This window comes from Caballeronia eucalypticola (assembly GCF_047608185.1).
Classification (GTDB): Bacteria; Pseudomonadota; Gammaproteobacteria; order Burkholderiales; family Burkholderiaceae; genus Caballeronia.
On sequence record NZ_JBLKRU010000041.1, the window covers coordinates 12,109 to 33,162 of the forward strand.

The 21,054-nt window shown below is 61.0% G+C and carries 19 protein-coding genes; 7 read left to right on the forward strand and 12 right to left on the reverse strand.

Translation table 11 applies throughout. The features are described 5' to 3' along the window. Positions 1-6 precede the first annotated feature (6 nt). Entirely contained in the window at positions 7-2,604 is a 2,598-nt protein-coding gene (gene clpB / locus ACMX25_RS31840; RefSeq protein ID WP_414953888.1) for an ATP-dependent chaperone ClpB, read from the reverse strand. Positions 2,605-2,956: 352 nt separating this feature from the next. Then, positions 2,957-3,448, reverse strand: coding sequence for an Rrf2 family transcriptional regulator (locus ACMX25_RS31845; protein WP_414953889.1), 492 nt, complete (start codon positions 3,446-3,448; stop codon positions 2,957-2,959). A 662-nt stretch (positions 3,449-4,110) separates the two neighbouring features. On the opposite strand from ACMX25_RS31845, the gene ACMX25_RS31850 reads away from it, so the two are divergent. Next, positions 4,111-4,710, forward strand: a complete 600-nt coding sequence (locus ACMX25_RS31850) for a group III truncated hemoglobin (protein ID WP_414953890.1) — start codon at positions 4,111-4,113, stop codon at positions 4,708-4,710. 72 nt (positions 4,711-4,782) lie between these two features. On the opposite strand, the gene moaE is transcribed toward ACMX25_RS31850, so the two are convergent. The 3 genes from moaE to ACMX25_RS31865 are packed head-to-tail and all read right to left on the reverse strand — an operon-like array spanning position 4,783 to position 6,772. Next, positions 4,783-5,262: a molybdopterin synthase catalytic subunit MoaE gene (moaE, locus tag ACMX25_RS31855; RefSeq protein ID WP_414953891.1), complete on the reverse strand. Its 480-nt coding sequence runs from the start codon at positions 5,260-5,262 to the stop codon at positions 4,783-4,785. A gap of 1 nt (position 5,263) precedes the next feature. Beyond that, entirely contained in the window at positions 5,264-5,521 is a 258-nt protein-coding gene (moaD, locus tag ACMX25_RS31860) for a molybdopterin converting factor subunit 1 (RefSeq protein ID WP_414953892.1), read from the reverse strand. Between the two features lie 18 nt (positions 5,522-5,539). Continuing rightward, positions 5,540-6,772: a molybdopterin molybdotransferase MoeA gene (locus tag ACMX25_RS31865; RefSeq protein ID WP_414953930.1), complete on the reverse strand. Its 1,233-nt coding sequence runs from the start codon at positions 6,770-6,772 to the stop codon at positions 5,540-5,542. 297 nt (positions 6,773-7,069) lie between these two features. Here ACMX25_RS31865 and ACMX25_RS31870 point away from each other — a divergent pair, with 297 nt between their 5' ends. The 6 genes from ACMX25_RS31870 to ACMX25_RS31895 all read left to right on the forward strand — a co-directional run bounded on the left by ACMX25_RS31870 (position 7,070) and on the right by ACMX25_RS31895 (position 12,344). Continuing rightward, entirely contained in the window at positions 7,070-7,615 is a 546-nt protein-coding gene (locus ACMX25_RS31870; RefSeq protein ID WP_414953893.1) for an NUDIX hydrolase, read from the forward strand. Between the two features lie 29 nt (positions 7,616-7,644). Then, entirely contained in the window at positions 7,645-8,394 is a 750-nt protein-coding gene (gene aat / locus ACMX25_RS31875) for a leucyl/phenylalanyl-tRNA--protein transferase (RefSeq protein WP_414953894.1), read from the forward strand. A gap of 165 nt (positions 8,395-8,559) precedes the next feature. Continuing rightward, positions 8,560-9,441 carry an arginyltransferase gene (locus ACMX25_RS31880; protein WP_414953895.1) on the forward strand — a complete coding sequence of 294 codons (882 nt, stop codon included), beginning with the start codon at positions 8,560-8,562 and terminating at the stop codon, positions 9,439-9,441. Positions 9,442-9,583: 142 nt separating this feature from the next. Then, on the forward strand, positions 9,584-10,624 hold the full coding sequence (locus ACMX25_RS31885; RefSeq protein WP_414953896.1) for a quinone-dependent dihydroorotate dehydrogenase: 1,041 nt from the start codon (positions 9,584-9,586) through the stop codon (positions 10,622-10,624). Between the two features lie 129 nt (positions 10,625-10,753). Beyond that, positions 10,754-11,545, forward strand: a complete 792-nt coding sequence (locus tag ACMX25_RS31890) for a transporter substrate-binding domain-containing protein (protein WP_414953897.1) — start codon at positions 10,754-10,756, stop codon at positions 11,543-11,545. A 139-nt stretch (positions 11,546-11,684) separates the two neighbouring features. Next, a complete protein-coding gene (locus tag ACMX25_RS31895; RefSeq protein WP_414953898.1) occupies positions 11,685-12,344 on the forward strand; it encodes an amino acid ABC transporter permease in 660 nt (219 codons plus the stop codon). Between the two features lie 28 nt (positions 12,345-12,372). Here the strand turns inward: ACMX25_RS31895 and lepB are convergent, their stop codons facing one another. The 7 genes from lepB to ACMX25_RS31930 form a co-directional block, all read right to left on the reverse strand. After that, on the reverse strand, positions 12,373-13,080 hold the full coding sequence (gene lepB, locus ACMX25_RS31900) for a signal peptidase I (RefSeq protein WP_414953899.1): 708 nt from the start codon (positions 13,078-13,080) through the stop codon (positions 12,373-12,375). Between the two features lie 80 nt (positions 13,081-13,160). Then, positions 13,161-14,141, reverse strand: a complete 981-nt coding sequence (locus ACMX25_RS31905) for a Gfo/Idh/MocA family protein (protein WP_414953900.1) — start codon at positions 14,139-14,141, stop codon at positions 13,161-13,163. A 352-nt stretch (positions 14,142-14,493) separates the two neighbouring features. Then, complete coding sequence (locus ACMX25_RS31910) at positions 14,494-15,249, reverse strand: FadR/GntR family transcriptional regulator (protein ID WP_414953901.1); 756 nt, start codon at positions 15,247-15,249, stop codon at positions 14,494-14,496. A 321-nt stretch (positions 15,250-15,570) separates the two neighbouring features. Further along, a complete protein-coding gene (locus ACMX25_RS31915; protein ID WP_414953902.1) occupies positions 15,571-17,130 on the reverse strand; it encodes a mannose-1-phosphate guanylyltransferase/mannose-6-phosphate isomerase in 1,560 nt (519 codons plus the stop codon). A gap of 394 nt (positions 17,131-17,524) precedes the next feature. Next, complete coding sequence (locus tag ACMX25_RS31920) at positions 17,525-18,637, reverse strand: glycosyltransferase family 4 protein (RefSeq protein WP_414953903.1); 1,113 nt, start codon at positions 18,635-18,637, stop codon at positions 17,525-17,527. A gap of 112 nt (positions 18,638-18,749) precedes the next feature. Continuing rightward, positions 18,750-19,949 carry a glycosyltransferase family 4 protein gene (locus tag ACMX25_RS31925; protein WP_414953904.1) on the reverse strand — a complete coding sequence of 400 codons (1,200 nt, stop codon included), beginning with the start codon at positions 19,947-19,949 and terminating at the stop codon, positions 18,750-18,752. Between the two features lie 118 nt (positions 19,950-20,067). Beyond that, positions 20,068-20,598 carry a GNAT family N-acetyltransferase gene (locus ACMX25_RS31930; RefSeq protein WP_414953905.1) on the reverse strand — a complete coding sequence of 177 codons (531 nt, stop codon included), beginning with the start codon at positions 20,596-20,598 and terminating at the stop codon, positions 20,068-20,070. Positions 20,599-21,054: the final 456 nt, after the last annotated feature.

Sequence of the window (21,054 nt, forward strand, 5' to 3'; positions counted from 1 at the left end):
CGTCCCTTAATGCACGACGCGATCGAACACCAGCTCGCCATCCCGCATATCGACGGGGATCACGTCCTTCGGTCCGAACTTGCCGGCCAGAATCAGCTTTGCGACCGGGTTCTCGATCTGTTGCTGGATCGCGCGCTTCAACGGCCGAGCACCAAACACCGGGTCGTAACCCACCTTGCCGATATGCTCCAGCGCCGCCTCCGACACGTCGAGTTGCATCTCCAGCTTCGCGAGCCGCTCGTGCAGCCGTTGCAACTGGATCTTCGCGATCATCTGGATGTTCTCGCGGTCGAGCGAATGGAACACCACGACGTCGTCAATCCGGTTCAGAAATTCCGGCCGGAAGTGCAGCTTGACCTCTTCCCAGACGGCTTCCTTCACCGCTTCGTGCGGCTCACCGACCATCGACTGGATCACGTGCGATCCAAGATTCGATGTCATCACGATCACCGTGTTCTTGAAGTCCACGGTGCGCCCTTGCCCGTCAGTCATGCGTCCGTCGTCGAGCACTTGCAGCAGCACGTTGAATACGTCCGGATGCGCCTTCTCGATTTCATCGAGCAGGATCACGCTGTACGGCTTGCGACGCACCAGCTCGGTCAGGTAACCGCCTTCCTCATAACCGACATAACCCGGCGGCGCGCCAATCAACCGCGCGACGCTGTGCTTCTCCATGAACTCACTCATGTCGATACGGATCATGTGATCTTCCGAATCGAACAGGAACGCTGCGAGCGCCTTGCACAACTCGGTCTTGCCCACACCCGTCGGCCCGAGGAACAGGAACGAACCATACGGACGGTTCGGGTCCGACAACCCAGCGCGCGAACGGCGGATCGCATCGGCCACTGCACCAATCGCTTCGTCCTGACCCACCACGCGGTCATGCAGCTTGTCTTCGATCTGCAGCAGTTTCTCGCGCTCGCCTTGCATCATCCGCGACACGGGAATGCCGGTGGAACGCGACACCACTTCCGCGATTTCCTCGGCGCCCACTTGCGTGCGCAACAGGCGCGGCCGTGTGGGGTTGCTCTGCTCCGCGGTCTCGGACTGCGTCACCTGCTTCAGTTGCGCCTCGAGCCCGGGCAACTTGCCATACTGCAATTCGGCAACCTTCTCCAACTTGCCCTCGCGCTGCAACCGCACGATGTCCGCACGCACTTTTTCGATCTCTTCCTTCAGCGTCGCGCTGCCTTGCACGGCCGCTTTCTCCGCCATCCAGATTTCCTCTAGATCGGAATACTCGCGACCCAGCCGCTCGATTTCAGCCTCGATCAACTGCAAGCGCTTCTGCGACGCCTCGTCCTTTTCCTTCTTCACCGCTTCGCGCTCGATCTTCAGCTGGATCAACCGCCGATCGAGCCGGTCCATCTCTTCGGGCTTCGAATCGATTTCCATCTTGACCCTTGACGCTGCTTCGTCGATCAGGTCGATGGCTTTATCGGGGAGAAAACGGTCCGTGATATAGCGATGCGACAGTTCCGCCGCCGCGACAATCGCCGGATCGGTGATTTCAACGCCGTGATGCAGCTCGTACCGTTCCTTTAACCCGCGCAGGATCGCGATGGTCGCTTCCACCGACGGTTCATCGACCAGCACCTTCTGGAACCGGCGCTCGAGCGCTGCGTCCTTTTCGATGTATTTCCGATACTCGTCGAGCGTCGTTGCACCGATGCAATGCAGCTCGCCGCGCGAGAGCGCCGGCTTGAGCATGTTGCCGGCGTCCATGGCACCCTCGGCTTTGCCGGCACCCACCATGGTATGAATTTCATCGATGAAAACGATGGTCTGGCCTTCGTCCTTGGCAATATCGCTGAGCACGGATTTGAGCCGCTCTTCGAATTCCCCGCGATACTTGGCGCCGGCCAGCAACGCCGCCATATCAAGCGACAGCACGCGTTTGCTCTTCAGCGATTCCGGCACTTCGCCGTTCACGATCCGCTGCGCGAGACCTTCCACAATCGCCGTCTTGCCCACGCCCGGCTCGCCGATCAGCACCGGATTGTTCTTCGTCCGGCGTTGCAGGATCTGGATGGAACGGCGAATTTCGTCGTCCCGGCCGATGACCGGATCGAGCTTGCCGGCGCGTGCGCGCTCGGTCAGGTCGACGGTGTATTTCTTCAGCGCGCCGCGTTGGCTCTCGGCGTCCTGGCTATTCACCTGCGCACCGCCGCGAACCGAATTGATCGCCGCTTCGAGCGCCTTGCGCGTGAGGCCGTGTTGCTTGGCGATACGGCCGGCTTCGCCTTTGTCGTCGGCGATGGCAAGCAGGTACATCTCGCTCGCGATAAACGTGTCGTTGAGCTTCTGCGCTTCTTTGTCGGCGCTGTTCAGCAAGCCGGCGAGATCGCGGCTGACCTGGACATTGCCGTCCGTGCCCTGGACTTGCGGCAGACGCGTCATGGCGTCCTTGAGCGCGGTTTGCAGCGCCTGAACCTGCACGCCTGCCTGCGACAACAGCGAGCGCGCCGAACCGTCTTGCTGCGCGATCAGCGCGGAAAGCAGGTGAATTGGTTCGATGTATTGATTGTCATTGCCGACGGCGAGACTCTGCGCGTCAGCGAGTGCTTCCTGGAACTTCGTAGTTAGCTTGTCGATTCTCATATTGAGACCTCCAAATCGGGATGTGTTCAAAATGAGGCGTGATCCGGCACTTTCAAGCGTTCCGCTGCCCAAAAACCGCATTTTTCTGCGAAATGCCGATTGACGCGCTTGGGTGGTGCCGGGCGGCTAATAGCGGTTGTTAACGGTTGATCCTGGTCGTGATGTGCAAAAACGTCGAGTCGGGAACCGCACCGTACGTTGGCGTTCGTCGAGCGTGGGTGTCAGGGACCGGTCAGGGTCTATTGTGATCGGATCGTGACGGCGATGGGCTGATCCAGATCGAAGAATCAGCGCGGGTCAGGCAAGTCTGCGGGCAAATTGCGCTCAGTCACTCACTCAGCCACTCACTCAGTCAGCCATGCCCGGCGATACGATTGAGGCCCGCCGCGGCCGGCATGAATCGCACGATGCCGAGCGCGCCCGCGAGTTCATCAGCCGGCGACGCCAGATCGCCAACCGTATGCTGGTCGAGTTCCGCGAGAAACGCATCGCGTGCAGCCGCGAACAGCCCTCGCAACTTGCAATGGGACTGGATCACGCAATGCCGATGGGGTTCGCTTTCATCGGCGAAGCAACCGACTATCGAAAAATCGTTCTCTGTCTTGCGCACGACCTCGCCTACGCTCAGCGAGCGCGTGCGCGGGTCGAGCCTCAGACCGCCGTTACGGCCGCGTACGGTTTCCACCCAGCCCAGCTCTCCAAGCCGCTGCACCACCTTCATCAGATGGTTCTTGGAGATCCCGTAGGCATCGGAGATCTCCTGAATGGTCGACAGCCCCTCGGGCCGGACGGCCAGATAGAGCATGACGCGCAACGAATAGTCGGTGTAATCGGTCAGTCGCATGGGTGGATTGCGTTTTTCGCGTAATTAGTCGCGTATCAGTCGCGGAATCTGTCGAATGAGCCGATCGCATGTTCACGTCGGTCCGGAGCGTAGCAAAGCTTCAATTGCACGGATAAGGGTAAGGGTACGCCATCGCGCGGCACGAGTAGCCAAGCAGACGCTACACGTGACCGTGATCGGCCGCGCCTGAGACGAACCGTTCAGCGTGCCGTCGGCCACCTCGCCACAACCGCTGCGGCCAATCGCCGCTTGGCGTCATCCACTACGTCACGATTAAACGTCGATTATCATGACCACAGTCAGCAGGGTGTCAATCAACCTCATTTTCGCTTAATTGCCGCGCGTATTAGTCGCAGTTTTTGACCTGACTCATTCGCACGGCTCATTTGCTTAAATCAACGGCCAGCATTTTCTGGCCCCATTTACAGATGGCGCGTATGACGTTGATTCCATAAGCCGGCCTTGTGCGCCCGCTTCGTCGACGCGCTTCATGAGCCCATTTGGCGATAGGTTCGTAGTTTATTCTGTTCCCGTCAATCGTCTGCTGTAATTGGTATTTACTAATATCCGGCCAGTCGGAATGCGCTCTCCGTTTTCAAGAGTCACTGATCTGCATTTCGCCTGCCAGAATAAGTCTCCACTGAATCCTGTTATCGAACCTTATGAGCAAGCCCCTGATTGAACCGTCCAGCCAGCCGGCGCCATTGCCGACGCCATTTGTCCGAATCGCGGAACCCGACGAAAACAATATCCGGGAACTGGTCCACGCGTTCTACCGGCGTGTGGACGATGACGTCCTGCTTGGACCCATCTTCGCCCGCGAACTCGCTGGGCGTTGGGACGCGCATTTGGCGAAGATGACGACCTTCTGGTCGAGTCTGGTGCTTGGAACGAAGGGATACAGGGGCAACGTTCAAGAGGCGCACCGGCCACTCGGCGATATTGAACCCCAGCACTTCGCCCGCTGGCTCACGCTTTTCCTCGATACCGTCAACACCCGCTACGAGCCTGCCGCTGCCGTGCAGTTCATGGAGCCGGCGCTGCGTATTGCGCAAAGCCTGCAACTGAGCAAATTCGGCTGGGATTACGCCATTCCGGACGAACAACTCGCTTTGATGGCATCGCTCAAGCGTCTGCGCACGGGTCGCGGCGAAAACGAGCCTTCAACGGAGTTGCCCGACCGGAGCCGCGGTGGACCCTTTCCAGTCGGGCTGTCGAGTGTTGAAGATACCGAACAACGCGACGAATCGAACGAAACATAATTACTTACGCCTGGGGCGCACCCGCCCAGGTCGCCAGCGACACAGCGGAAAGCAGCGCTGGCCGCGGATTGCTTACGCCCCCGCCTCTTTTTGCGCACCCAGATTCCATCGCGTCAACGCAGCGTCGTCGGATTCACGGGCATCGACCCATTTCTCGCCGTGTTCCGTCGTTTCCTTCTTCCAGAACGGCGCCTGCGTTTTCAGATAATCCATCACGAACGCACACGATTCGAACGCTTGCGCCCGGTGCACGGCGGTTGTCACGACCAGCACAATCTGGTCGAGCGGCAAGAGTTTTCCCACGCGATGCACGATCAGCACGTCCGATCCCGGCCAGCGGTCCCGAGCCTGCTCGGCGATGGCCTCCAGCGCCTTTTCGGTCATGCCCGGATAGTGTTCCAACTCCATCGCCTGGACCGTTTGGCCCTCGTTCAAATCCCTCACCGTACCGACAAAACACGCCACCGCGCCCACCTTGGGGTTATCCGCGCGCAACGCGGCGACTTCCGTGCTGAGATCGAAATCGGCTTCCTGCACGCGTACTCGCGTCATCTCAGCCTCCCGTGACGGGCGGGAAAAACGCGACTTCGCAGCCTTCCGTGATGCGCCGCGACGGGTCCGTCATCTCGTGATTGCACGCCATGCGCAGCGAGCGGCCCTCGGCAAGCGTTTCCGCCCATGCACCGCCGCGCATGCGCAGCCAGGCGCGCACGTCGCCGACGCTGGATACGCTGTCCGGCACATCCACGCTCTCGTTCGCCACGCCCAGCGCTTCACGCACGCCCGCAAAAAACCTTAATTCAACTTTCATGATTGCCTTCGACGCAACTCAACGCATCAGTTCTGAAAACGGGATAAAACGCACGGTCTCACCGGCCTGGATAGCGTGATTCGGCGGGTTGTCGATCAGGCCGTCGCCCCATACCGTGGATGTCAACACAGCCGAGCTTTGATTCCCGAACACCTCCAGGCCGCCGGATTCGTTCACGCGGGCACGCAGGAATTCGTTGCGCCGGTCGCCCTTCTTTTGCATGAAGTCGGCCCGCATGGAGTACACGCGCGGCTCAACCGCTTCAGCGCCCGCCAACCGCAGGATGAACGGCCGCACGAACAGCAGGAACGTGCAGAAACTGGAGACCGGATTGCCCGGCAATCCAATAAAAAATGCCTCTCCGCCGCTTTGATCGACCGACTCGCGCCGCACCGCGCCGAACGCGAGCGGTTTGCCGGGTTTCATCGCAATCTGCCACATGGAAATGCGGCCTTCGGCTTCCACAGCCGGTTTCACATGATCTTCCTCACCAACCGACACCCCCCCGCACGTGAGGATCAGGTCATGATCACGCGCCGCCTGCCGCAGGGTTTCGCGAGTGGCGTCCAGACGGTCAGGCACGATACCGAGGTCGGTCACGTCGCAACCCAACTTTTCGAGCAACGCGCGCAGCATAAAACGATTCGAGTTGTAGATTGCACCGGGGCGCAACGGCTCGCCCGGCATGGTGAGTTCGTCGCCGGTAAAAAACACGGCCACGCGCACTTTGCGCACCACGTCGAGCGCAGCGCTTCCCACCGATGCCGCGAGCCCCAGCGCCTGCGGCGTCAGCCGCGTGCCTGCTGGCAGGATCACGGAGCCGCGACGGATGTCGGCGCCTTGCTGCGTGATCCATTCGCCCTCCGCCGGCACCTGGGAGAAGGTCGCGCCGGCGTTATCGGAGCGAACCATTTCCTGCATCACGATGGAGTCCGCGCCCGGCGGCACGGTGGCCCCGGTGAAGATGCGCGCGACCGTCCCGGCAGCCAGCGGCTCGGCAGTCTGGCCAGCCGGCACACGCTGCGACACGGGTAGCGTCACGGCGTTCGCATCGGACGCGCCGGCGAGATCCGCGGCCCGCACCGCGTAGCCGTCCATGGAACTGGTACGCATGGGCGGCACGTCGAGCGGCGATACGACGGCCGCAGCCAGCACGCGACCGAGTGCGTCGAAGGTATCGATGGTTTGCGCGCCGTCCACTTGGCGCGCAGCCGCCAGCAAGGTAGCGAGTGCGTCGGCAGTGGACAGCATTGGCGGGCGTGGAGCGGCGGGCGTGGTGGACATTGTCGGGATTCGTATAGGCCGTAAATGAGCAGGGGCAGCGCCAAAAGCGTCGCGTCCGAAGCACTTATTGTAACGAGAAGCCGGCAGCTAGCGTCCGCCCGGTTGTGTCCGATCCGGGCTCATCGGCCATCTGGACAAGTGCTGGACAATGCTGCGCCCAGGCACCCACTCCGGCTTGGCGGCGGCTTTTTCGACTGCCGCCCGTGCTGCTGCGCGACACGGGCTCGGTGATACACTCGCACGACACTTTCAGACTTCTCCCCTATGAAATTCTGTTCCGTCTGCGGCCACGAGGTCGGCCTGAGCATTCCGCCTGGCGATAACCGCCAGCGCTACGTCTGCGGCAATTGCGGCACGGTGCATTATCAGAATCCGCGCAATGTGGTCGGGACCGTGCCGGTCTGGGACGACAAGGTGCTGCTGTGCCGGCGCGCGATCGAACCGCGCTACGGCTTCTGGACCTTGCCGGCGGGTTTCATGGAAATGGGCGAAACCACCAGCGAAGGTGCCTCGCGCGAAACGCTAGAGGAAGCCGGCGCACGCGTCGAAATCCAGAGTCTCTTCACGCTGCTGAACGTGCCTCACGTGCACCAGGTGCATCTCTTCTATCTGGCACGGCTGCTGGATCTGGACATCGACGCCGGAGAGGAAAGTCTCGAAGTGAAGCTCTTCGACGAGAGCGACATCCCCTGGGACGAAATCGCCTTCCCGACAGTCGGGCAGACGCTGCGTTTCTTCTTCGCCGACCGCGCCGCCGGCAATTACGCGCTGCATACCGGCGACATCTTCCGCTCGCTGCGCGAAGGCTGAGCGCCCCGCGCTGATCACTCCCGAGAATCATGGTTCCCTGGCTCGCCTCCGACGATCCGTTCCCCCCTGTCGAGCGAGCGCTCGGCGAGGCAAGCGGCGCGCCCGGATTACTTGCGGCCAGCGCTGAATTGCAGAGCAGCCGTCTTGTGGATGCGTATCAGCGCGGCATTTTCCCGTGGTATTCCGATGGCCAGCCGGTGCTCTGGTGGAGTCCCGATCCGCGCATGGTGCTGATTCCCGACGAATTCAAAGTCTCCGATTCATTGCGTAAAACGCTGCGGCGGGTGTTGCGCGAGGCATCGTGGGAAATTCGCGTGGACGAAGATTTCGCCGGCGTGATGCGTGCGTGCGCCCAGACGCCGCGCGAAGGCCAGCGCGGCACGTGGATCACGGCGGATATCGTGGAAGCGTATTCCTCGCTGCATCGCGAGGGACGGGCGCACAGCATTGAAACGTGGTTCGAGGGCAAGCGCGTGGGTGGTCTTTATGGCGTGTCGTTCGGGCGGATGTTTTTCGGCGAATCGATGTTCGCGCATCGCACCGATGCCTCGAAAATTGCGCTCGCGGCGCTCATCGGACACTTGCGCCACCATAAAATAGAGATGATAGACTGCCAGCAGAATACGTCGCATCTGGCCTCCCTGGGCGGCCGGGAGATCTCCCGCAAGGTATTTGTGAGACATCTGCGCGGGGCGGTCGGCGAGCCGCCGGTGCCCTGGCGGTTCGACAAATATGCGCTGCTTGAAACGCTTCGGCCTCCCGTGTTGCCACCTGAATGAATGAGACCGGTTTCGAAGACATCCGCCATGGTCGAACGTGACGATCAGACGTCATGCGTCGCAGGCAAGATAGCGAAACGACCGAGGATTTCCGCCCTGCATCGAACCGCTACGGCACGGTTGGGACGGTAAGTAAGATATACGTTTAGAACGAGAGCTGCCAACGTGACTCACCCCAATGAGCTGCCGCTTTCTCCCCTTTCGGCGTTGCAATTCTATGCAACGGCGCCGTACCCCTGCAGCTATCTGGACGGGCGCATTGCGCGCTCTCAGGTCGCGACGCCCAGTCACCTGATCAACTCCGACGTCTACACTGAACTCGTCAAGGCGGGTTTCCGGCGCTCCGGGGTGTTCACCTATCGCCCATATTGCGACGGCTGCCGCGCCTGCGTGCCGGTGCGCGTGCCTATTGAACACTTCAAGCCGAACCGCACCCAGCGGCGCGTCTGGAAGCAGCATGGCGGGCTGGTGGCGAGCGTCGCACCGCTGCATTACGACGAAGAGCACTACGCGCTCTATATGCGATATCAGTCGGCGCGGCACGCGGGCGGCGGCATGGATCGCGACAGCCGCGACCAGTACGAGCAATTTTTGCTGCAAAGCCGGATCAACTCGCGCCTCGTGGAATTCCGCGAGCCTGTGCGCGCCGGCAACCCCGCAGACTCTGCAGATCCGGATGCAAGCCTGCACAACAGTCTCGTCGATGATCCGCCGGAGCCCGGCACGCTGCGCATGATCAGCATGATCGACATTCTCGGCGACGGACTTTCGTCGGTTTACACGTTTTTCGAACCCGGCCTGCCGCACACCAGCTTCGGCACTTACAACATCCTGTGGCAGATCGAGCAAGCGCGCAGCCTGGATTTGCCTCACGTCTATCTGGGTTACTGGATTCGTGAGAGCGACAAAATGGCGTACAAGGCGAATTTCCGGCCACTGGAGGGCTTGATCGACGGGCACTGGGGCTTGCTCGATCCCACTACGATGCACTCCGCCGGAACACCGCCCATGCCAGGCAAGATGCCCGCAGACAAAGCGCGGCGCTGACCTCGACGGCGCTCCTGCGACATTCTCTCCCCCGGCATTGTCCAAGGCGCTTTTCATCGGCGTGTCATCGCTTTTCGGCGGGCCTGCGCAAAGCCGTTAAAATGGCGCGTCTCAATTTACGCCGCTCCGGCCTTTCCTCCTCGTGTTCAGCTCCCTCTACCCGCTCGCCCGCGCGCAACTTTTTCGCATGGATGCGGAAGATGCCCATCACCTGACATTGCGTATGCTGGGCGCCGCCGGCCGCACCGGCCTGGCCGGCATGCTCGCCGAGCGCGCCGCTGATTCACCGCGTACCGTCATGGGCCTGAGCTTTCGCAATCCGGTCGGACTTGCGGCGGGGCTGGACAAAGACGGTGCTTGTATCGACGGACTGGCATCGCTCGGGTTCGGATTTATCGAAGTGGGAACGGTCACACCGCGCGCGCAACCCGGCAATCCGCGCCCGCGCATGTTTCGCCTGCCCGAGGCGCAGGCGCTGATCAACCGGCTTGGATTCAACAACCGCGGCGTCGACCAGTTTGTCGAGAACGTCAAGGCCGCGCGGTATCGCGGCGTGCTGGGATTGAATATTGGCAAGAATGCCGATACCCCCATAGAACGCGCTGCCGAAGATTACTTGTATTGCCTCGAACGTGTGTATCCGTTCGCGAGCTACGTGACGATCAACATCTCGTCGCCGAACACGAAAAACCTGCGCCAGTTGCAAGGCGCGGGCGAGCTGGACGCACTGCTCGGCGCGCTGAAGGACAAACAACAACGTCTGTCCGACCTGCACGGCAAGCTCGTCCCCCTCGCGTTGAAGATCGCCCCCGATCTCGACGACGAGCAGGTCAAGGAGATTGCCGCGACCCTGCTACGCCACAAGATTGATGGCGTGATCGCGACCAACACAACGCTGTCGCGCACTGCGGTGACGGGCATGAAACACGGCGATGAAGCCGGTGGTTTGTCAGGCAAGCCTGTTTTCGAAGCATCGAATGCAGTGATCCGCAAGTTGCGTGCGGAATTGGGCAGCGAAGTGCCGATCATTGGCGTGGGCGGCATCATATCGGGCGACGACGCGCGCGAGAAACTCGCAGCGGGTGCATCGCTCGTGCAGATCTACACGGGCTTGATCTACCGGGGCCCGGCGCTCGTGACAGAATGCGTCGAAGCGCTGGCCCGCGCGAGTGCCGCTGCATGACCGCGTCTTTTTTGACTACACACGCTCATACCCACATGAGCAAACGATCTGAAGAGCGCATTGCGTTTTAGCTATCATCGCTGCACTTCAGATTACTGACAAAAAACCAGGACAAAGGCAATCCACCTCATGAAACTCTCTCTCTTCAAAAAAGTGCTCGTGGCAGGCTTGATCGGCGCATCGCTCTCGGCCGTCGCACACGCAGAAGACCTGCTGGATTCGGTCAAGCAACGCGGTACGTTGCGCATCGGCCTGGAAGGTACGTTCCCCCCGTTCAACTCGAAGACGCCGCAAGGTGAACTCGTTGGCTTCGACGTCGACATCGCGAAGGCGGTTGCAGCGAAGCTCGGCGTGAAGCCGGTGTTCGTGACGACTGAATGGAGCGGGATCATCGCGGGCCTGCAGGCTGACAAGTTCGATGTGATCGTGAACCAGGTCGGCATTACCGATGCCCGCAAGCAGACGCTCGATTTCTCGCCTGCCTACACGTATTCGAATGCGCAACTGATTCAGCGCAAGGACGACACGCGCGACTTCAAGACGCTTGACGACCTGAAGGGCAAGAAGCTTGGCGTGGGTTTGGGCACAAACTACATGGACATGGCGAAGGCCGTTCCGGGTATCGATGTGAAGACGTATCCGGGCGCGCCTGAGTACCTGCGCGATCTGGCGTCGAACCGTCTGGACGCTGCATTGAACGACCGCCTGATGCTTGCGTACCTGATGAAGAACTCGCAGTTGCCGCTGCGCACGGGCGCCAATGTGGGCCCGGGCAATCCGTCGGGGATTCCGTTCAAGAAGGGTAATCCGAAGTTCGAGAAAGCCATTGATGACGCAATGACCCAGCTCGAAGCCGACGGTACGTTCACGAAGATCTCGGACAAGTGGTTCGGTATCGACGTGACGAAGCCAGCAAAATAAGCCAGCGAAGCAAGCCGGTGAAGCAAGCCGGCGCTTTAAAAACCGGACCCTCACGCGTTCGGCATCGGGGCGGCTTCTTCGGGATGCCGCCCTTTGCATTTGATGCCCGCCTCCGACGTAACGCCTACTCTATTGCCCCATGTCCACGACATCCCTGCTCGTTCAATCCATACCGGCCCTTGCACAAGGCGCCGTCCTGACGATCAAGTTCGCGGTCTATTCGATGTTCTTCGGCCTGATCGCGGGCACGATACTCGCGACCATGGGCATCAGCCGAAGCCGCACGCTGGTCGGCATTGGGCGCGCTTATGTGAGTGTCATGCGGGGTACGCCGCTGCTGGTGCAGATCTTCGTGATCTATTACGGACTGCCGAGCCTTGGTATTTCGCTCGATCCCACGCCGGCGGGGGTGATCGCGTTATCGGCGAATGTGGCGGCTTATCTTTCCGAAAGCATGCGCGGCGCCATTCTCGGGATCCAGAGTGGGCAGTGGCTGGCGGCCTATAGCTTGGGTTTGTCGAGGATGCAGACGTTGCGGTATGTGATTGGACCGCAGGCATTGCGGATTGCCGTGCCCAGCCTTTCCAATAGCCTCATCAGCCTGATCAAGGATACCTCGCTTGTTTCCGTGATCACGGTGACTGAATTGCTACGGAGTGCGCAGGAAGTAATCGCGGCGACGTATCAGCCGTTGCCGTTATATCTCGCTGCCGCCGTGGTGTATTGGGTGCTGTGCAGCATCCTGGAATTCGTGCAGCGGTTGTTCGAACGAAGGCTGGCGTTGCCGGGAAGACATTAAGAAGGGAGCGTTCGCCGGCACTGCTCTCTCAGGATTTGTCCTTTGGCGCGAGCGCAGCGTTTGGATCCAGCCTCGCCCCGAACCGGTCCAGTCTCGGCATATGATGCCGGTCGGGATCCAGCGAATACGCTACCCGTGTTGCCCTTCCCATTAATTCACTGCGTGGGAAAAACCCGAAATACCGCGAGTCCGCGCTGTCGTCGCGGTTGTCTCCAAGCATCAGATACTCGCCTTTAGGCACCGTCACCGGCCCAAATGAGCGTCGCGGACTGGGCGCCAGCACCGACAACCTCACCACATGCGTAACGTGCCCAAGCTTCTCGTCAAGATACTCGCCGGGCGAAGACGCATCGCCCTCCACTCCGGTGATATCGACTGGCTGATAACCCGCCCGCTTGCCGTCGATATAAAGCACGTTGTCCCGCATCGCGACCACATCGCCGGGAAGCCCGATCAACCGCTTGACGATCAGTTCATGTGCCGCCGATGAATCCACCGTCACAATGTCGCCGCGCTGCGGATCGTGGAGGCGCGCAAGCGCGACGTGCGTGAATGGAATGCGCAGGTCGTACGCCATCTTGTCGACAACAATCCGGTCACCTTCGCGAATGGTGGGCAGCATGGAACCGCTTGGCACCACGTTCCAGTCGGCGATAGCGCTGCGAAACAGCGCCATTAACACGAGAAACGCAATCAGGTTCCGATATTCGCGCCAGAGTCGGGGTAACAGTCGCATGGTGGAGAATGCCGGCGGGTGAGGACGACGCAGCTTAACGTCTAAACCTGAAATGGCGCTTAAATTAAATGGACCCGTGCCTATTCCGTTTCGAAAGGAAACCGCACGCCTAGGTCGCGGCGAGCCGCGTCGGTGATCGAAATCATCTGCATGGAGACGGCGTGCCGCATGATCGGGCTCTCGGTCTCGCCGCTGCGCAGCAGTTCGCAAAAATGCGCAGTCTCGTAGTTCAAGCCACCGCCTTCGAACGGCGCATCCAGCTCAACGGTGCGGCCATCCAGATAGCGGATCGTCGCGCGTGCAGGATTCCACCAGTTTTCATGGATGGTCACCGTGCCGCCGGTGCCGGCCAGCAATGCGTCGCCCTTGCCTTGCAGATCCAGCCCGCAGAACAACTGCGCAACGCCCCGTTCATGCCGCACGTTCAAGCTCGCGAAGGTGTCCACGCCGGTCTGTCCGACGCGCCCGAAAGTCTGCACCTCAAGCGGTTCGCCCAGCCAGTCCACGGCGAGAAACGCTTCATAGATACCGATGTCGAGCAACGCGCCGCCACCCATTTCCATCGAATACGAGGGGTGCGAAAGCGGTACGTTCGCGATCGAACAACCGGCTCGAACCAGACCAATTTCACCAATAGGGTCAGCCGCAAGACGGTCGCGCAACTGCGTGTAAAGCGGATAGAACGGCGGTTTCATCGCTTCCATGAACAGCAGCTTCGATGACCGCGCGACGTCGATCATTTCCTGCAACGCCCGCGCGTTGACGGCCGCCGGCTTCTCGCAAAGCACGGCAAGTCCCGCCTGGAAAGCACGCAGCGCGTACTGGGGATGGCTGTCCTGCATCGTCGCAATGTAGAGCGCGTCGATGTTCTCGAGCAGCGCGTCGAAGCTCTCGTATGCCTTGGTATGAAACTGCGAGGCGAACGCTTGCGCCGTTTCGGGGCGTCGCGACCAGACTCCGCCCAGCGTCGTGCCGGGCACAAAAGCCAGCCCCTGAGCGAATCTGTGTGCAATGTTTCCCGCGCCAACGATGCCCCAGCGGATCGTGCTCTGTGCGTTCATCTGTCCTGCTCCCCGCAAGCAATGTGAATAGTCGGCCAAGGCCGGCGATGCGCACATTGTCCCATTGTCTGCCGCGCAAGTGATCTGCGTGAAGACTGGACGATGAATGCACGACCATGCACAACGCGTCGCGTTTGGAACGCCAAGCTCAAGAGAATAGGTTGGGGGGGGTATCGTTCGACGCGCGGACCATCAGGCTTCAAGGTCAGGCAGGAAAATTGAGTGAAACGTTTGCGTGCGTAAAAACCCGATTAGGGCGCTGCTCGCGCCCGGCCACGATAAACGTGACCAGAAACATCGGGCCAGCTTCGACACGCCGGAACCCTCCCGGACGCGAAGCTTCGACCAGGCGTCAGGCGCCGGCCGACTCGGATTCGCCGACCGGTGGCGACGAACTGTCCTCGCGGCGTTCAAGCGAAAAGGCTCTTCCGACTTCCTCCGCGGTGACATCGATCAGCGTGCTCATCGCGCGCTCGGACAACCCGGCATCGTGAGCCTCGATTGCTTCCACCACGCGGCGCTGCGCTTCAAGCGTCGCGTCACGCATGGTCGCGATCCCCGCCACGATCGGATAGACCGTCACCAGCGCGCCCCGCACGATAGCCGTCATCTGCTGGAAAAACTGGTTGCCGCTCGCGGCCACAATACGCGTATGCAACGCGACATCGGCGGCCTGATACTCGGGCTCGCTGCCATTGAGCGACGCAAGCGCGTCGAACGCATCGCGAATCCCGCTCACTTCGTCCGGCGTCGCACGGGTTGCTGCCAACGCGGCCGCACGCGGCTCGATCAACATGCGGAACTCGATCACGTCGCGCAAGAACGCCTGATCCGGCGTCGCACGGAAGCGCCAGCTCACCACGTCCTCATCGATCAGCCGCCAGTCGCTCATCGGCCGGATCCGCGTGCCCGTCTTGGGACGCACATCCAGCATGTGACGCGCGAGCAGCATGCTCAAGGCCTCTCGCATCACGGTCCGACTCACGTCGAACTCCTTCGACAAGACGTCCTGCGGCGGCAGGATCGCGCCGTACTTCTGTTCGACGATGCCCGATACGAGCCCGTCCATCACCTTAGCCACCAGTGATCGCTCTTTGTTTTCGTCCATCACCCCTCTCCCCTTGCCCTGCATTGTGTCCCTGCGCGTCCGGCGGGCTTCCCCAAGCTTGCCGGAAGGCCCGGTGAGTCCTGCTGATTCATCAGGTCAATCAAATCGATCAGACCAATCAGCAGCCCTGGCCGTGCACGATAAATTGCGTCTTCAATACCGCCAGCGCCAGTCGGAATGTCCCTCTCAAGGGTTATCCCTTTCCTATGGTCCTCGCGTCTCGCGATACTGCCTCGGCAATCGCTGTATTAAGTACTTCTTGATACCTGTGATTTAAGTGCTTCGTAACGCCCCATCTTCATGCCATACCCTCATCAGTGTTCAGCCTGCTGCCGCCTTCTCGGTTGCGCGTCCGTACTGATCGTCGAAACGCACGATGTCGTCTTCGCCCAGATACGTCCCCGATTGCACCTCGATCATTTCGAGCGGCGTCTTGCCCGGGTTTTCGAGCCTGTGCGTGGTACCGAGGGGAATGTACGTGGACTGATTTTCGCTGACCAGAAAGGTCTCTGTCCCGCGGGTGACGAGAGCGGTGCCGCGGACGACGATCCAGTGTTCCGCACGATGGTGGTGCATCTGCAGCGAGAGCCGCGCGCCCGGTTTCACCACAATGCGCTTTACCTGGAAACGCTCGCCATGATCGATGGAATCATAGAAACCCCAAGGCCGCTGAACCTTACGATGATCATGCGCCTCGGCGCCTTTGGCGGCTTTCAGGCGCCCTACCATCGCCTTCACTTCCTGCACGCGGTCCTTCGATGCAACAAGGATCGCATCCGCCGTTTCCACGACGACGACACCGGTCACGCCGACGCACGCGACCAGGCGGCCGTCGGAATGCGCGAAACTGTCTGTTGACCCTTCGAAGATCACACGGCCGCGAGCAACGTTGCCGTCGTCGTCCTTGTTAGACAGGTCCCATACGGCGTCCCACGCACCGACATCGGACCAGCCGGCGGTGAGCGGCACCACGACGCCTGGAAACTGAGGTGTCTGAGTTATTCGCTCCATGACGGCGAAATCGATTGAATCGGAGGGGCACGCTTCGAACGCGCCGAGATCGAGTTGTGTGAAGCCGTCCTGATGCAAGCCACGTTCAGACGCGCTCACGCACGCGGCGTAGATAGCGGGCTGAAAGTGCTCGATGGCGGCAAGCCAGACCGACGCCCGACATACGAAAATGCCGCTGTTCCACCAGTACTCGCCGGACGCGAGGTATTGCTCGGCAATTTCCCGGCGCGGCTTTTCGACGAACCGTTCGAGCACCCGCGCTTGAGGGGCGCCATCATCAGCCATCCCCAGAGCGGCGCCGGCCTTGATATAGCCGTAGCCTGTCTCGACCTTGTCGGGCACGACACCCAGCGTAACGAGCGCGCCGCTTGCCGCGTGTTCGATCGCCTTGGCGATCGTTCGACGGAACGCATCGAGGTCGGTCACGGCGTGATCGGCGGGCATGGCCACCATGACCGCGTCATCGCCCGATCCGGCAGCCACTGCCGCCAACGCAGCGAGCGTAAGCGCCGGTGCAGTATTGCGGGCGCAGGGCTCGAGCACAATGCGTGCTCGACGGCCATTACGCTCGATCTGCTGGGCAATCAGCAACTTGTGCTCACTGCCGCAGACCACGATCATTTCTTCGCTGGTCGCAAAGTGCACCGTGTCGCGGTCGTGGGTCGCCACATCCAGACCGTCAAGACGGCGGAGCGTGGCTTCGAGCAACGATTCCGCGCCCATGAGTTCGATGAGTTGCTTGGGGAACTGCTGCCGCGATAACGGCCACAGACGCGTGCCGGAACCGCCGGCGAGAATGACCGGCTGCACGCGAAGACTCGCAGCACCCGTCTTGGGGGTACCGGTAAGCGGATAGTGGGACACGTCCACGGTGACTCCTGAAGCATTGAAGCTGATTGAGGGCCGAACGCGTCATACAGGTACGGACGCGTGAAGAACACGCATCGATTGATGCGCTATTTAAGCAGGTAAATTTATTTCGTTGTGTGCGCGTGCGAACGCCCGCACGCTATTCGGTCGATCCGCCGTTCAAGGCACCCGGCCGGCTCGCGTGACCGGGATGCGCGCCTGACCTATTCGATGAGTCGCGCCGAGTGCGCCCATTACACTTTCACTAGACCGATGATTCAGTGCGCCCGCACACACTGCACAAGCACACCCTGATATTTCCGCCATCGTGGGGCAACCGCGCTGCAGCGCAATGCGTAATGCGTAATGAGCAATGCGCACCGGTGTGGCCGTGCAGCGCTGCCCGTCACGTCACTCACGCAGCCGGCGCACGCCGTGTCGACGGACGGTTCTTCCGTTCGCACCGCGCGATCGCTTGCTCATAGACCGCCAGATGCTCCGTGTACACGCGCTCAACCGAAAAGCGCTCCAGATTCAGCTTCGCACGCGCGGCATATTGCGCACGTATCGGTGAATCCATCAGCAGCCATCCCATCTTGGCGGCCAGTTGCATCGGCTCCTGTGGAGCAACGAGCACGCCTGCACCGCCGTTTTCCAGCATCTCCGGCACACCGCCTACTTTGGTCGCGAGGATCGCACAACCCGCCTCCCGCGCTTCGCTGATCGCCAGCGGCCCGGGCGCCTGGTGAGCCGCGAACACGAAGAGATCCGCTTCGTTCAGATACGCCCGGGGATCAGCGACGAACCCTGTGAACCTGACATGATTCGCAATGCCAAGTTGTTCGGCCAGACTTTCCATCATCCCGCGATCAGCTCCCTCTCCTACCAGATAAAGCTGCGCGTCTTGCGCCTGCTCTTGGGTCTGCAGCACATGCGCAAACGCGTGCAGCAGATCGGCAACGCCGTTACGCTCGAACATCGCTGCCACGCACACCACGTTCGGATGCTGCAACTGCAATGGTGATGGCTGCCGTGCGGGGAAACGCGGCGAACCGATCGTGCCGCTTGCCACCACGCTCAAGGTGTTCGCGAGCACGCCACGCTCCAGCATCGCGTCGCGGGCCGCGTGGCTCATCACGATCACGCGATCACCGAACCGCACCATCGAAGCGCCTTTCTGAATATCGTGATGAACGGTGGTGACCAGCGCGAAGCGGCGGCGCATGCTGCCGAAGCGCGAGATCAATGCGCCGGTCATCATGTGTGCGTGCACGACGTCGGGATTGAAGCGTTCGATCAACCGGCCAAACCCCGCGATCATGGCCGGCACACGCCAAGGCTGGCGCGACTGATGCAGCAGCGAATGCGTGACGCCATGGCGACGCAGCAGCGGCTCAAAGGTACCGCCTGCTGAAGCAACCACGACGTCGTGTCCGGCGCGCGCCTGCATGCACGCCAGATCGACCATCGCGTTGACGGCGCCGTTGCCGTTGCATTGCGCATGCGAGGCCAGGTGAACGATTTTCATAACTAGGTCTGGTTCGAGGTTAAGCGGCGCCTGGCGCGCTGGGGCCCTTCTTTCTTATGCTGGTGACTGCGGGGTACTTGTGGCTACAGCGCTTCAACACGCGTCGATCAGTTCATCTCTTCATCGATACAGCCTCTTGGCGAGTCCGCGCGTTGCGGCCAGCGGCCTTGCGCGTTTTCGTTCTCGCAATGTCTTCGAACAGCGCGAGATAGCGGGCTGCCATGGTCTGCCATGACAGCGTCGCGGCCAGCGCCTGAGCTGCTTGTCCCATTTCGCGCGTACGCAGCGGGTCGGATGCAATCAGCGAGATGGCTTCGGCCATCGACGTTTCGTTGTCGGGATCGTCCAGCACGATGCCGCACTCCTTCGTGACCACTTCCGCGCCGCCGGTCGTGTGCACGGTGATCACCGGCAACGCGCAGGCAAGCGCCTCGAGCAGCACGACGCTCATGCCTTCGTAACGCGACGGGAACACAGATGCATCGACGCAACGCATCAGCGTGGGCATATCGCGGATCATCCCGACGAAATGCACGCGATCCGCCACACCGAGCGCCGCGGCCATTGCCGGATACGGACTGTTCGCCACGCCGCCGGCCACGGCAAGATGAACATTGGAAGGACACTTCACGAGTGCGCGCAGCACGGTGTCGAGGTTCTTGCGCGCGTTGCGCAGGTCGCCCGTGAACAGCACCATGAACGGGTCTTCGGGCAACTTGAAACGCTCGCGCTGCGATGTCTGCGACAAGTCCGGCGAGAACTCGACGTTATCCACGCCGTTATGGATCACGCGGATCTTGTCACGCGACATGCCAAGCGATACGAGTTCCGAACTCACCTTCTCCGACACCGGCACCAGCACGCGTGCACGACTGAACGCCCAGCGTTCGCACCACGCATTGAGCCGCGTGAACAACAGTTGATACGCGGCATGCAGTCCGCCGGTCAGCTGAAACGGGTAATAGCCGCTCTTGTACCAAGCGTTGTGGACGAAGTGGATGACGTTCACATCGGAATCCGTCCACGCGATAAAGCCATTGACCTGCACCACATCGAACGCGTGACGATGAGCGCGAATCCACGCAGCGGCGCGCAATGCGAACATCTGGTATTGCAGCAAGCGCGTGGGCACCCGGCTCGCGGCTATGCGAACCACGGTCACGCGCGAATGCTGGCTCAAGGTTTCGTCGACACCAGTGCTGAGCAGCGTGACGCAATGTCCCGCTGCCAGCGCCGCCTGGACGACCTCGTAGTTGACGCGCCCTTGGCCGTCGTTGCGGCCGACGGTATGGGTGACGATAAGTAGATTCAAACGGCCCTCGTTGGATACTGAGTGTTCTGTCGTGCTTGTCCGGTACCCGGCTGGCATCCAGCTAAATCCGCCAGCCTGATCGGGCCGATCGGTGACGGCGGCTGCGTTCTGTACAACTTCAAACTTCTTCGACCACATCGATGAAATCCGCTTCGCCGGCCCGCTGGTTCGTCCGGGCGTTATATCGGCTCTTGCGTATCAGCCCGATCAAGCGAACCCCGCGCTCGACGAATGGGCCCTGATCCTTGCGAAATCCGAATGCCTCGTAAAATCCGCGCAGACTCACCGGCGCCAGCAAGCGCACACCGTGTCCGGGCCACCGTTCGCCCGCTGCCGCAAGGACACGTGTAATCAGCGCCGCAGCCGTGCCGTCGCCGCGCCGTAGCGGGCTCGCAAGGATCTTGTCCACCAACACCACGTTCGACGCGTCCGGCCCCATGCTGCCCTCGTGCAAGCGCGCGTAGGCCATCACCGGCATCGGCCGCGAGATGTCGTCGACTGCAAAGACATGAAGCGATGTTTCATCGCGTCCGTCCGGGTCCAGATGCACATGGGACTGTTCGACAACGAACACAGCGCTTCGCGCCCGCAGGATCAAATACAGCTCCCGTGCGGTTATTTGCTCGAAGTCGAGTGCTTTCCAGTTCATGTTCCGGTCCCGGTCCAGATGAAGCCGGCAGCGCCGGCTTATTCGATGTTCATACCTTAAGTCGTAGACCGCTTAACTTCCGTGCGGCATCGCACCGACGCAACCCCTTGTCAATCCGTCAAATACGGGTATCCGAACCGCAATCGGTGAATGACGAACTGCCGCGATAAAGAGCCTGGAACAAGAGCCTGAAACAAAAGTCCCACACCGCCTGCGCGGGATGAGCTTCCAGGTTTCAAAACAAATGTGCGCCAGGTTGCCGATTGCACGACCAGCCCGTTCCGGCCATGCCCCGGTCACGCGACCGAGCCGATATCAAGCGGCTGCAACTGATCCTGGGTGAAACACCTTTAGTGACGCTTTTTTGGGGCTATTACATGAAATCCGCACTGCGTCGCATCCTTACCGAATTCGCCCGGCGAGACGTTCCCACCTGTTCGCCTATCCGCGCCGGAC